We start from the raw sequence: 13,156 nt of genomic DNA, 5'->3' as shown, positions 1-13,156 counted from the left end.
CCTTGAATCTGCAAGCGTTGATCGAGTTAGCTTCGAAGGGCGAAATCCGTGAGCTGGAGTTGCTGTCGCTGGAGGGTGGTTTTTATGTCGCGCGCGTCACGCAGGATCACGGTCAGTTCACGCTGCTCAACGATGCCGCGAAACCACTGCACCTTCGTTCCGTCAGTCACCTGCGTGAATTACTGCAACTGGCTCCGCCATTTCCCTGCGTGCTGGTGCAGCAGTGCGTGCACGATGAAATGTGCGGCGTACGTGAAGGCCCCATAGATTCGTTGCGCATTCCCTTTTCACTTACGGCGCCGTTGTGAGTCGTATGCATCTGGACCATCGCGCATGAAAAACACCCACCGCCTTCGTCTGGTTCTGGGCGACCAGTTATCGTTTGACCTTGCCTCTTTGCAGGGCCTGGACGCCGAGCACGATACGGTGTTGCTGGTCGAGGTGATGGAGGAAGCCAGCCATGTGCCCCATCACCCACAAAAAATCACATTCATCTTCAGCGCCATGCGCCACTTTGCCGATGCGTTGCAGCAGCGCGGCATTCGCGTGCAGTACGTGACTCTCGATGATCCGCAGAACAGCGGTTCAGTGTCGGGTGAGTTGAGGCGCTGGCACGCATTGCTAGCGCCGGATGAGTTGCACCTTACAGAATGTGGTGACTGGCGCCTGGAGCAGTCGCTCAAAGATTGTGGCTTGGCAATCCAGTGGCATACCGATACTCGTTTTCTCTGCACCCGACTAGAATTTGCGTCCTGGGCCGAAGGCAAAAAGCAGCTGCGTATGGAGTTCTTCTACCGAGAGATGCGACGCAAGAGTGGCTTGTTGCTCAATGGTGACAGTAGCCCGGTCGGCGGTGCCTGGAACTTTGATGCTGAAAACCGAAAGGCACTTCCCAAAGGCTTAAGAGCCCCCTCGCCCATGCGCTTTTCGGCCGATGCGATAACCCAGGACGTGCTGGCGCTGGTCGCAAAAAACTTCTCCGGCCACTACGGTGCCGTTGAAACCTTTGACTACCCGGTAAACCACGCCGATGCCCAAGCGCTTTGGGACTACTTCCTCGACTGGGGTCTGGCAGCCTTCGGCGACTACCAAGATGCGATGGCCAGTGATGAACCCTTCCTGTTTCATGCGCGGATCAGCGCCGCGCTGAATATTGGCCTGCTGGATCTGCGTCAGCTGTGCAGCGATGTGGAGGGCGCCTATTGCTCAGGCAGCATTGCGCTGAATGCAGCCGAAGGCTTTATCCGCCAACTCATCGGCTGGCGTGAATACGTTCGGGGGGTCTACTGGCTGAAGATGCCCGACTACGCCGACGGCAATCTGTTTGGCAACGACAGACCGCTTCCAGAGTTCTATTGGACGGGCGATACCAGGATGAATTGCATGGGCCAAGCGATCGGGCAAAGCTTGAAACATGCCTATGCCCACCATATCCAGAGGCTGATGGTAACCGGAAACTTTGCACTGCTGGCCGGCATCGCGCCGACCCAGATTTGCGACTGGTACCTGGCGATCTATATGGACGCATTCGACTGGGTCGAACTACCCAATACATTGGGCATGGTCATGCACGCCGATGGTGGTTACCTGGGCTCCAAGCCTTACTGCGCCAGTGGCCAATACATAAAGCGCATGTCCGACTACTGCCGTAATTGCGCGTACAAAGTCGGTGAAAGCACGACGGACGACGCCTGCCCTTTCAATTCGCTTTACTGGCATTTTCTGATGCGTCACGGCGACCTTTTGCGCAGCAATCAGCGCATGGGCATGGTCTACAAAAACCTCGATCGCATGACTGAATCAAAGCAGCAAGCGCTATGGGATCGTGGCCAGAAACTGCTCGCCAAACTGGATGCCGGGGAGTCGTTTTGAAGAAGAGTGAACTCCCGATCAAAACCTGTGCGATCTGCGGATTGCCCTTCGCCTGGCGCAAAAAATGGGCGCGCTGCTGGGCCGAGGTGCGCTACTGCTCGGAGCGTTGCCGGCGGCACAGACGCATTGAAAACCGAGTATTTATGCCAGATATAAGACTAAGTGCTGCACGCTTATAAACCTCGAATTCAGGTCGTTTGGCACGGTGCCTTATAGCTACAAAACATTGGATAAACGTAACCGTCCGCCAAACACCCCTTCCCGATCCCAGCACTTAGCACAATGATGCCAAATCAATCCAAAGTGGACACCTCAAATGCCCATACGGGCGCAGTCGAATTAGTTTTGGCCAAGGCCTGTTATCCCACCACGTGTCACGAGGTGTGGTTGCCTGCGATAAAAGGCGTGAATAGCCCATACCACGCCGACGAATAGCAACCCTGTCCCAAGCGCTTCCATAGGAGAGGGCCAGCGTTGATTGATGAGCAGGCCCATCGTAGTTGCATAAATGGTTCCGCTGGCAATCAATTGCCCGCTTAGAGCCAGAGGTAGACGTCGAGTTGCGATTGACCATGCCCAAGCACCTGCAAGGGTGGCCCCTAACCCCTGAATCAATCCACAGACTATTAGCGCCTGAGTACCTGCTAACCCGCTCGGATGGCTAGCGAAGTGGGACAGGTTCAAGTACAGACCAACGGGGATGAAAGCCAGCATTTCCACGCTGCACATGAAGATCAGCATGGCTGACCACAACATGGGAGACATGCTTGGGCGTTGAGCCAAAGCACTTTCATTTAACAATCCAAAACCAGTCCAAAATCCAATTGCGATTAACGATGCGAGCAGCCCAAGCAGTATCGAATCGGTCGGGAGCACCACCGTTGCGCTGCGAAAATCAAACACACTCAGGTTGACCAGACTTATGCCCAAAGCCGCGACCAACAGCGGCCCGGCAATGGCGCGCCAGGGCACGCTGGAGCTTCGCATGTTGCCGGCAATCGCGAGCACGATCGGTACTGACCCCATCATTACCGGAGGAATCACCGGCCCAGCTGCCAAGACCGCAGTGGTGATCAGGAAGAAGTAGCCGATGTAACCTAAGAAACCCAGCAATGCGGCGCTGGCCCAGTCGCTTAGTCGCAATTGCCGCACTTCGCTACGGTAAACGAACAGCACAAGCAGGCTACCTAAACCGGCAAAGGCATAGCTCACCACAGCCAGATCAAAAAGGCTGTAGTCGCCGACCAACCCCGGAAAGATGTAGAGCAGTGACCAGGAAAAAGTGGCGGCAATGGCCGCTAATAGGCCCAGCGTCATACGCTCTGCTCCTGTTGGGCCTGCTTGCGGATCCAGCAATGAGCTACGTGGCGGGCAGTGTCAAATACCCTTACATCCTGGCCCAAGGCGCCGCTGACAAAACTGCCCTCTAGCAAGATAAACAGCCCCTCAGCAACTGCGTCAGGGTCGCTTATACCGGCGCTCATGGCCAAGGCAGCAAGGTTTTCGCGTATCCCTTGCTTATGCCTGCTCACTGCCAAATGCACAGGGTGGCTAAACTGGGGGAATTCAGCCGCACTGTTGACGAACAGGCACCCGCGCTCGCTATCTTGCAAAAGAAAGCGTTGATACAAATCGAAAAAAGCGAGCATGCCACAGACCGGGTCGGGATGCCCTGCCAAGGTGCGCTCTACCTCTTCACGCCAGCATCGGTCACGCTTCTCAAGGCAAGCCACTATCAGCGCATCCTTGGAAGGGAAATGGCTGTAGAGCGTCATCTTGGTAACTCCCGCCATCTCGGCGATGGCCATCACACCAGTAATGTATATACCTTGTGACAGAAACAGCTTCAGCGCTGATTCAATCAAGCGCTCGCGGGTATTGTCCAATTTAAGGCCCTCCGGCATAGGGACGGAATTGACTATACTGACCGGTAAGATTTGGATGTACTCAAATACGACCTGAATCATGGCCGCTACGACACAAGCCACAGCATGCTAACGCGGCACTAAATCGTAGGATTAGGCGAATCAGCACGTTCGTTACGCTAGCTCAACGCCCTGCATCCACATCGCGCTTAGCCCAGAATCGACCTCGTCCCCCTTTATGAAGGGCAACTCTTCTTGGTAACGGAAAGTCCCCCGGAAAGGGAGAGGAACCTGGGCGATATCCGCTGCAAGCGTAACTGGTAACGATTCTCCAAACCCGGCCCTCTCGCCGGGTTTACTGTATTCATGTGGCGGCCGCCACTTGTTTGGATCTAAACCTGCGGGCCAGCAGAAGCCTGGTCGCGGGTTTTCCAAAGCGATAGCAGTACACCGCCCAGCAGCAAAGCCACGGTCACGCTCAGGGAGATGACCGCCGGAATCTTGCCGATGATACCGACCATGAAAATCTTGCCGCCGATAAACACCAAAACCAGCGCCAAGGCGTACTTGAGATAGGCGAAGCGGTGAATCATAGCCGCCAGGGCGAAATACAACGCACGCAGGCCAAGGATTGCGAAGATGTTGGAGGTGTAGACGATGAAGGGGTCCTGGGTGATGGCGAAAATCGCTGGCACGCTGTCCACGGCGAACACCAGGTCGGCACACTCGATCAGCACCAAGGCTAAGAACAACGGCGTCGCCCAGACCACGGACTTGCCGCTGGCATCTGCCTGACGGACAAAGAAGCGCCCTTCATGCAGTTGCTCGGTCACCCGCATGTGTTTGCGCAGGAACTTCACCAGCAGGTTTTCGCTAAGGTTTGGATGGGCATCGACCTTGCTGAACAACATCTTCACTCCAGTTAACAGCAGGAAGATGCCGAACACATACAGAATCCAGCTGAACTCGGCGATCAGCGCCGCCCCCAGGCCAATCATGATCGCGCGCAGCACGATGACACCGAGAATGCCCCAGAACAGCACCTCGTGCTGATACCTACGCGGGATAGAGAGGAAGCTGAAGATCATCGCCATCAGGAACACGTTGTCCATCGACAACGATTTCTCGATCAGAAAACCGGTGTAGAAATCGATCCCGGCGTCAACACCCTTGACCTGCCAGACCCAGAGGCCGAACAGCAAGCCAGCCGTGATATAGCCAGCAGACAGCAGCAGACTTTCAGTAACGCCGATTTCTCGCTGCTCACGGTGGAGAACCCCGAGGTCGAAGACTAACAGGCCTATCACGATGCTTATAAAGACTAGCCACAACCAAGTGGCGGTGCCGAGGAACTCGGCCAGGAAGAACGGTTCTAGGGCAGTCATGAGCCCCTCCTCTAAGTGTCGAAGTTGTGAAAACTACAACTCCGACATGGCAGCGATTCGCTGTCAGAGGGACCCGGTGTTGTGGAAAAAAATTTAGAGAGAGACGTGGGATTTCTCAATCACGCAAGAGTTGCAAGTTATTTCAATGTGGGAGGCCGCCTCAAAGGTCGGAATGTCGAGGTAGAAAATCTATAACAACGTTGCACGCTTGCCTACTCTTGAGGCCGTTCGATCCAAACGAGCTAGACGAGGATCAGCTAACACTGGCGGTTGACCTGAGCTACAACCTCAGAGGGTTTTACGATGAAGAGCCGATTCTTACGTCCCAGAGCCCATGGCCGCTCTTGGTTCTCGGTCCGATTATTATCAACCGGTATAGACCTATCGTCGAGGTAGTGCGACAGCGCTGGTCAGCGTTTAAGGCTGTAAGCGGATGGTGATCAGGGCTTCCATCTGGGGTCACTTTGAAATGATGCTTCGCTCGAAGCGCAGGATCGCACACCCCTACTTGGACAGCAGAAAACGCAAAGGCCAGTGATGCATATAGAGATCCGTATCTTTCCAAACTCCTGAACGAGCTTAGATAGATGTCTTTCGAAGATTCTTCGGTCACGCTTTTCCCCGCCAACACGGAAACGATGGCCCGACGCGAAGCTTAAACACCTGGGTCGCCATCTGGATGGCTTCCACTGTGTTCTATTCGAATAGCGGGACAGGCGTATTACGCGATCGGATCTATCGAAGGATATATAGGCACAGCATCGTTCATTTTCAGTTAAAGCCACTTTGTCGGCTCATCCCAAACCAACAACTTAGGACAGAACATCACCGCCCTGGTAATAGAAAGCATTTGTTGCTCGCCGCCAGATATGGCGCCAGCCTGCTGCTCGCTTCTTTCCTTCGATATCGGGAGCAGCTGGCACATATCCGCGATATCTTCAGCAATGGCTTTGCGACCTATCTCTTGTTAACCCACGAGATGCCATAAATTAGCAGTAATCAATATCAACTATGCAGTTTCTACCCCTAGATTTTGCTTGGTAGAGCGCGCTATCTGCTGAGACTAACAACTGTTTTAGAGTGGATCGCGATTGACTCGTCGAGGCGCACCCAATACTGACTGTGATTTTTACTTCCTCATCACCAGCATCAACACTAGATGCTTCAATGCTGCTCCTTAGTCGCTCAGCAATCACTGAAGCCTCGACGCTATTACTCTTAGGCAACATGATGATAAATTCTTCGCCTCCAAACCTAGCTATAGTATCTCCGGGGCGAAGAACTCCCTCAGCAATTTTGACTATAGACTTAAGAACTTCGTCGCCAATGGGATGCCCCCAGCTATCATTAACTTGCTTGAAATGATCGGCGTCTAGCATGATTATCGATATTGAGTGCTCGTATCGACTTGCCCGAGCTAACTCTTTCTCTGCCAAGTTGAAAAAGTGAGCGCGATTAACTGCACCTGTGAGGTGGTCCTTAGTGAGCAAATTGGCCAGATTATCACTCGACACTTTTCGCTCAGTGATATCTCGAAATACAACGGTATAGCCAGAAAACTCATCACTTTCGTCGCGCAAAACGGCAATCATTGCTTGAGCAAAAAAATTGTGTCCTGATTTGTGCTGGCAAAGATAGTCTCGTGAATGCCAACCTTCTTCACGTGCAAATGTAAGTTGTTCCTTCAAAACATCAACTTCCAAGGCGGACAAGCTATAGAAGCGGCCCAACGTCTCACCAATAGCCTCGGATTCCGTGTAACCGGTTAAACGCTCTGCCGAAGGGCTCCAACTATTAATTACTCCCTCCTTGGTCAAGCCGAGGACTGCGAAATCGTTAACAATCGTATAGATGGCGTCCAGCCATGAGTCTGTCTGCCTTAGTCTCCTTTCAGTTGCAACTTGAGAAGAGATATCAGTCAGAACTGTTATCAGTACCTCGTCGTTGACCTTTACAATAGTACATGCGAGTACAATACCTCCGTCGGCTGCGGACGACACGTGGATTCTATGATTTACACATATTGATCCGCACGACTCTCTAAAACTCGTTACAAGGTTACGTAACTCAGGCGCCACTGAAGCAAGCGTCTCAAATAAGTTTTCAAGTCCTAGGGACTTAACTAACGGCATTAACAATTGAGTTGCCATGGGATTGAGCATGTCAATCTTGCCGTATGGGTCGGTTCTTACCAACCCTACGGGCGATAGATACATAAATGACAGTAGTGCCTCATATTCTGATTCAATTGAACCATTGTCTTGTTCATCACTAATCATTTTGAAGCTGCCCGATCAACTAATAGAAAGCGGGTGCTAGCATCACTTTCTTTAAGCAGCCTTAACCTAACGGGGATTGGCCGCATTCTAAGCGCCAGAACGTAAGAAATGATCACGTCTAACGCAGTTTCATTCTCAAATCTGTGAGCGACCATAGCGTTATTCATGCATGGCGCAATTTCCAAAAATAAATTCTTACCTAAAACACGTTCCTGTCGTAAGGCAGCGCTTTTAGCTTCAAAAGCATTGTAGATTACAACTTCCGAAGCGTCGTTAAAGCCAATTATGCCGAAATTCAGAGTATCTAGCTGATCAGGCGCGCCCAACAATGCTTGTATCGATGTTTCTTCGAATGTAAGATTCATTTCCACACTCACTCGCAAAGTATAACATTAATATTTAAAAGCCCAGACGCGCTATACTCAACCTTCCATATAGCAACAACCCCGTTCTAGCATTAAATTATAAAGTACGGATAGCCACCTTCCAAATTAATATCCCCCCTGTTCCAATGTTTCATATCTCAAGCGCCCACCTTTGAAGCGTTTCAAAAAGAGTCTACTATCAAATCAAGAATAGCTACTCATTTTTATTATGCCGCCCACCAACTGCATTTTAGCCAATGCCTGACTGTCACCTTGGGGTTGGTTGGGTGCACTCGAATTGCTGTTTTGGGTCGATTTCTGTCCGTGGCTGCTGACAGCAATTGGCAACTCCCTTCGCTGAAGTTATTTATCCGCCCCCTTATTGAGCAATGCCCCACTCAATCACCGTTCTTTGCCTCCCATGTGGCGAGCAAAAAAAGCGCAGTCGAGCCGGCAAGATTCACTGCCAGTTCAGCATGGCGTGGGGCGGCCTTCGCCCCGCCCTTTCCTTTTCCGTGGGCATCGCTCAAACGATTCCGAAGCGCCCCCAACCCCTCTATAACTGCTGTGCAGCCACCAAGGATTTGCTTGAACACAACCTCTTCATGCTGTGCCTTAGTAAGATTTAGAAGCGTAGCGGTTTGCTTATAGAGCTTGTTAAGGTCAGGAGTCGTCTCATGGTCGCTTTCTCCGGCTTCGTCAAGAATGTGTTTGCATACCGATTCCAGAAGAGTACGAGCCATGGTGATAGCTCCCTCAGGATCGGTTGAGCGCCTTTCAAGCGCTTTCGTCCATGCGATCCGAACGTGCTCAGCGTCAATGCGGGCCAGAGCCTCTGAAACAACGATATCAGAGGGGTGGGCACCATCTGATTCAGCAAAATCCACGAGCGCTCCATCCCAGATGAACTTCCTACGCTCAGCGTAGCTTGGAAATTTTGGCTGGATGAACCCCCAAAACTGATCCAAGTTCCTGTAACGACGCACCCACGCGGGAACCAGTGAGGCCACACGAGGGTCATCAAGAACGCTCTGCCGGTAAAGAGGGTAATCCCGCTCATCGTCGTCGTTCCCGTTTCCGGTGGCACGATTGATGTAGATCGATTGCAAGCCGTCAACGTCATCAATGAGAGCCATGGCTTTCGCACCTTCACCGTCTTGTAGTACCAACCCGTTATAGCAGCCCGCACACGTTTGTGACCGGTCGCCGACTTTCATTGGTATCTAGTCGGCAAAGCCCTTGGCAATGTCAGGAATCAAAGGCCAGAACTGATCGCCCCTCTGTCTCAAACTGACAAGGAGTGAAACAGGTGCCTTGGGATTGCGCTCAGTCTTATTTCGCTATCCCCCTTGCTTCTGGTGTCTGAGGCTCGACACGGCCAGCTCGACCACGGATTTATCGACCCACTCACCGGCAACGTGCGCGGTATCTGGCCTCCGGTCTCTTTCAGCCCCATCGAAGCCAAGGGCCCCTGAGCCCCTACCCTCCTAGAGCTTTCCACACTTTTACTGTCGGTTTTCAGCAAGCGGGGGCGGTGTCTGATTGAGAGGCCTGTACGGTCCGGTTGGCTCTTTCGTACCTACATACGAAACTGTGAGCATCCCGTATTCATAGCTACCTTCAACACCTCCAATTTCAACCTGCTCCCTGCCGTTGATGAAGCCGTTGAACAGGACCACTGGATTGCCGTTGCGCGGGGTGATTGTCACCTTGGTTTTGCCTGAAGGTCGGCACGTGGTGTGCAGAAGAGCGTTCGTGTATACGACTTCGTCACCAAATTCATACAACTTGTAATCACTGGCGCCGCCTGGCTTGAGGCAATCGATCCCCTCAACGCGACACCCATCACCTCGCCAGAGCGAGGTGTTCCGGACTTCTTGGCAACGAAGAAATGGGCCTCTGCAACGATTTGTTGGTCAGCAGGCATCGGTAGAAGGTGGTCTTGAGTCCATTCCACCATCGATGTCAGAAAAGGTCCGACGTATCCAGTGATGAGGCTTGTGTAAGCCCCCAAGAAAACGCCACCGGTTGCAGAAATGACTGCAAGACGAGCCTTTTTAAATAGCCCAAAATCATCTGGCTTGCTGGCAGTATCCGGATGGGATTTCCTATTTCTACGTCTGGCCACGTTGTATGTCTTCTGGTCCGTTCAATGGAGGTGATGAGTCTGAAAAGACTTAGCGTTTGTCGTTCCAGAACGAGAGGCTGAAGTTATTCAGGCCTTCTCCGTATGCACCGTGTTTGGCTTGGAAGGCTTGAGGGATCTTGCTGCCGTCGCCGCCCTCCTGGAAATACTCTTTCACAGAGTGCAAGGCTAGGCGCCGCAAGTGATCCCAGACGCGATGCAACTCAGCCTCCTTCTCTGTAGCTTGAGCCGCCGCGCTAGGTTTTCTCTTTGGCTGAGAAGACAGATATGCCGGTGCGAGATTATGCGTATGAGTGAATTTAATGCTGCCAATCTCCCAATGCTCCGTGGCTTGGTTACGCCAGCGGTAGCTAACAGACACTGACAGACGATTGCTGTGCAAATAAGGCTGCCCTACGTAATCATCAACAACAAATAACTCAGCTTCTATTTGCTCCTGTTCGACCCTGCCCTGCATCAGCTGCACAGCAGAAATCAATGCACTCCCAGCTCGCCGAACGTCCTGTTCCGTTTGGGCACGTTTTTTCGGAGCCTTCGCTGTCGCGTGTCCTTGCACTGCCCTCTCAAATATCCTCAATTGTTCGCCGATGTAATCGCCACAGTCGTAGAGACGAAGATCGCTCAGTCCGACTAGGCGCTCTTCCCGCAGAGATTGGTCGAGGAGGTTGCCAAGATGGCTGATATCCAATGCGGCGATAGACTTTCGCTGCTCAGCCGGAACGTTGATTTCGCTCATTCCCTTTCCTTGTAAAAACCGGGCGGACAGAGCACCCGCCCGAACGAAGCCAGAGGGTTAGCTGGTGGTTGCGGGCCGACCGATTCCCTCTCCAATTTTTTCGAAATAGTAGCTCACACGATCACGGAGCATTTTTGCAAACGGCGCAGTGTCAGCATCGGCCATTGCTATCAAATGAGTCCTCAAATTCTCAACCCACTCGTACTCATCTTTCAGGGATTGGCCAGTTTGAAGATTATGCTCGTATCGCTTTACGAGCGAGGCGAAAAGCTGGTCATTGGTGCGAGAATCGGCGATCAGGATATCCGCCAGATCATCCACCTTTGTATGGTGCAGAAACGGTGAGCCGCCATAGTTTTCGTCCTCAATGCCGTACTCATATAGCGAAGAATAGTTATCAGGCCCAGTCGCCAGGCGCGCCACGTAGCTCTGCGCTTTTACCTTCAACTGCCTGCGTAAAACTTCTGCACTGGCGTCCTTCACCATCGTATAGATCGAGGTGAATTCTGGGTCGTTATAAGAAGAGTATCCGAGCCCAACAGCGCTCATGCTGTCGAAGCCATAAACGCCCTTGTTTGGTATCAACATACCGCCGTCTGCCAACCTGGACACATACTCAGTGAAGTAATTAAGTAGGTTCCCCTCGCCGCCTATCAATTGATCACCATATCCACCTAGGGTAATGGCGATTCCTGCCACGTGCAGAATCACACCTGGATGAGTAAGCTTTTCTTCAGCAAGTTCACTCAACAGCTCAGCCCTGGCTTTCTCATACTCCGATTTACTCATGCGTGACCAATCCCAGAGACGCCTCCATGCCGGGATATGAGCGTGCCCGACTACATCTGGATGGCGGGCTAACTCCTCGTTGATTGCATCTACTCCGATTTTGCCGCTGAAGAACAGATCAGCCAGATGCTTAGGGCTGACGATAGGGTCCGCCCAACGGACCTCAGGGTAGCGGTTATTGAGCATCTCAAAGGCTTGCGCTGTAGGAGTTTTTTCTGATTTTGAGAACAGCCATCCCATTGAGAAAGCGGTAGTCGAAAGCTGCCGGAGCATAGCCTCGTTCAAGTCTGCACTGCGGGCCTCACATCCCGTCGCGGTCATGTACAACAGGAGCTGCTTCAGTGCATCTGGAGCATCGCTCAGCCGCTTATCCACTACCCCCACCAAGCGCTCGAAGTCCGCTAGCACGGCGCGCAGATTGCGATAATTAGGCTTCTTCGAGGCGTTGAAAGTGGCCAGCAACGCAGTCTTTTCAGCAGACACGATCTCCTTAACAGCGCCTGACTTCAGGTCGCTCGTTAGCTTGTCCAGGACCTCAGCAGGATCTGCCTTTACCTCAATGGTCTTGCCTACAAGCTTCTCTTTCTGCCTGTCGTAGTCTTCACGCTGGGCTTTTGGGATCTCGATCTCGTTGGCGAGGATGATCACTTTTAGCTTCTCATGCTCGACCAGAGTGTTGATGAAGCCCATGACATCCGAGATCTTCATCGAGCAGCGTTCTAGGTCATCGATTACCAGAATCTTGCCGTCCAGATTCAGCAGCAACTCCTTCAAAGCCTGAGTGCCACCCTTAGCGCCGGAAAGCTTTTCTAAGACCCCAGAGGCCACATTTCCGAAAAGCTGAAAACCTTTTGAATTGAGCTGGGGATGAATCTGGGCGAAGAATTGATCTTTGATCGCAGAGATAGCCGTGACGCCGAAAAGGCTCGCATACAGGTAGTAAGGGGCTTTTTCCTCGGTCAGACTAGCCGAACGGTGGTCCAGATATTTCCTGATGAAGTGAGTTTTCCCAGCTCCCCATGGGGCAGAGAGCATAATTGCGTATTCTGTATCGACAGAATCATCAAGGTAATAGTCCAGCAGTTTGGTCGCTTCGTTGGATTGGCTGCTCGCCATGGCTAAAACTCCGGGATGCTTAGTAGCTCGTATGGGTTCTCACCACTCTGGAGCCGGTTGGATTTCAGGTCACATTGGCGAAGCGTATCGACGATGACGTGAGCGTCGTCTACGCTGGCAACTAACCCCATCAACTTGTCTTGGGTGATCTCGGCCAGCAGTTCCTCTTCGACGTCAGGGAAGATTGGGTCAGGCAGAATCGTGAGTCGGTGCACTACCTTCATGCCAGGCGCAAGCATCAGCTCGAACACGTGATGAATCGTGTCCGCTCGGAAAGAAAAGGTGCTCATGAAGTGATCGAAGCCTGAAGGTAGAAGAAGAGTCAGATGAAGGCCTTGTGCCGTCATTTTCAATCCTCGAACTCTACCAGATGCTCATTCCTGGGAAAGACTTCAACTTCTCTAAATCAGGTGATACCGGGTAGAGCCACACAGCAACTCCCAGCCCCCCACTGGCACCTTCAGCGCTTGCGCTGCTGTCAAGACAATGCAGGGATGTCGCACTCTGCAAATTTTGTCGATCAAGATGGTCAAAAAACGGGGCATGTGAAAAGGCTTTCGGATTACCGAGAGCCTTTTGTTGAGCGCTATTCAATCACACAGG

13 protein-coding genes and 1 pseudogene are annotated in these 13,156 nt (G+C 52.3%); 3 read left to right on the top strand and 11 right to left on the bottom strand.

The window, feature by feature from the left end; all coding sequences use genetic code 11:
- Positions 1 to 2: 2 nt before the first annotated feature.
- The 3 genes from HP062_RS24350 to HP062_RS24340 are packed head-to-tail and all read left to right on the top strand — an operon-like array spanning position 3 to position 2,051.
- Complete coding sequence (locus HP062_RS24350) at positions 3 to 308, top strand: DUF6482 family protein (RefSeq protein ID WP_084317984.1); 306 nt, start codon at positions 3 to 5, stop codon at positions 306 to 308.
- A gap of 25 nt (positions 309 to 333) precedes the next feature.
- Complete coding sequence (locus HP062_RS24345) at positions 334 to 1,872, top strand: cryptochrome/photolyase family protein (protein WP_172792155.1); 1,539 nt, start codon at positions 334 to 336, stop codon at positions 1,870 to 1,872.
- On the top strand, positions 1,869 to 2,051 hold the full coding sequence (locus HP062_RS24340; protein ID WP_084317986.1) for a DUF2256 domain-containing protein: 183 nt from the start codon (positions 1,869 to 1,871) through the stop codon (positions 2,049 to 2,051). Before HP062_RS24345 ends, HP062_RS24340 begins: the two co-directional genes overlap by 4 nt.
- A 160-nt stretch (positions 2,052 to 2,211) precedes the next feature.
- Here HP062_RS24340 and HP062_RS24335 read toward each other — a convergent pair whose 3' ends face one another.
- From HP062_RS24335 to HP062_RS24285, 11 genes and pseudogenes are all read right to left on the bottom strand, one after another.
- Positions 2,212 to 3,189: a DMT family transporter gene (locus tag HP062_RS24335; RefSeq protein WP_172792154.1), complete on the bottom strand. Its 978-nt coding sequence runs from the start codon at positions 3,187 to 3,189 to the stop codon at positions 2,212 to 2,214.
- A complete protein-coding gene (locus tag HP062_RS24330; RefSeq protein ID WP_172792153.1) occupies positions 3,186 to 3,758 on the bottom strand; it encodes a TetR/AcrR family transcriptional regulator in 573 nt (190 codons plus the stop codon). The genes HP062_RS24335 and HP062_RS24330 overlap by 4 nt, the downstream gene beginning before the upstream one ends.
- A 371-nt stretch (positions 3,759 to 4,129) precedes the next feature.
- Complete coding sequence (locus tag HP062_RS24325; protein WP_172792152.1) at positions 4,130 to 5,122, bottom strand: TerC family protein; 993 nt, start codon at positions 5,120 to 5,122, stop codon at positions 4,130 to 4,132.
- 305 nt (positions 5,123 to 5,427) lie between these two features.
- Positions 5,428 to 5,532, bottom strand: a pseudogene (locus HP062_RS24320) (transposase); the annotation flags it as partial.
- 365 nt (positions 5,533 to 5,897) lie between these two features.
- Complete coding sequence (locus HP062_RS24315; RefSeq protein WP_172792151.1) at positions 5,898 to 6,047, bottom strand: ATP-binding cassette domain-containing protein; 150 nt, start codon at positions 6,045 to 6,047, stop codon at positions 5,898 to 5,900.
- A gap of 64 nt (positions 6,048 to 6,111) precedes the next feature.
- Positions 6,112 to 7,401, bottom strand: a complete 1,290-nt coding sequence (locus HP062_RS24310) for a sensor domain-containing diguanylate cyclase (RefSeq protein ID WP_172792150.1) — start codon at positions 7,399 to 7,401, stop codon at positions 6,112 to 6,114.
- Complete coding sequence (locus tag HP062_RS24305) at positions 7,398 to 7,766, bottom strand: phosphonate transporter (protein ID WP_172792149.1); 369 nt, start codon at positions 7,764 to 7,766, stop codon at positions 7,398 to 7,400. The genes HP062_RS24310 and HP062_RS24305 overlap by 4 nt, the downstream gene beginning before the upstream one ends.
- Positions 7,767 to 8,164: 398 nt before the next feature.
- Entirely contained in the window at positions 8,165 to 8,902 is a 738-nt protein-coding gene (locus tag HP062_RS24300) for an abortive infection family protein (RefSeq protein ID WP_172792148.1), read from the bottom strand.
- A gap of 1,041 nt (positions 8,903 to 9,943) precedes the next feature.
- A complete protein-coding gene (locus HP062_RS24295) occupies positions 9,944 to 10,648 on the bottom strand; it encodes a hypothetical protein (RefSeq protein WP_172792147.1) in 705 nt (234 codons plus the stop codon).
- A gap of 57 nt (positions 10,649 to 10,705) precedes the next feature.
- Positions 10,706 to 12,553 carry a P-loop NTPase fold protein gene (locus HP062_RS24290; RefSeq protein WP_172792146.1) on the bottom strand — a complete coding sequence of 616 codons (1,848 nt, stop codon included), beginning with the start codon at positions 12,551 to 12,553 and terminating at the stop codon, positions 10,706 to 10,708.
- Between the two features lie 2 nt (positions 12,554 to 12,555).
- Entirely contained in the window at positions 12,556 to 12,900 is a 345-nt protein-coding gene (locus HP062_RS24285; protein WP_256665946.1) for a hypothetical protein, read from the bottom strand.
- Positions 12,901 to 13,156: the final 256 nt, after the last annotated feature.

Origin of the sequence: Pseudomonas sp. B14-6 (assembly GCF_013260315.1) — a bacterium.
GTDB lineage: Bacteria > Pseudomonadota > Gammaproteobacteria > Pseudomonadales > Pseudomonadaceae > Aquipseudomonas > Aquipseudomonas mandelii.
This window is presented reverse-complemented; position numbering and strand designations above follow the sequence as displayed.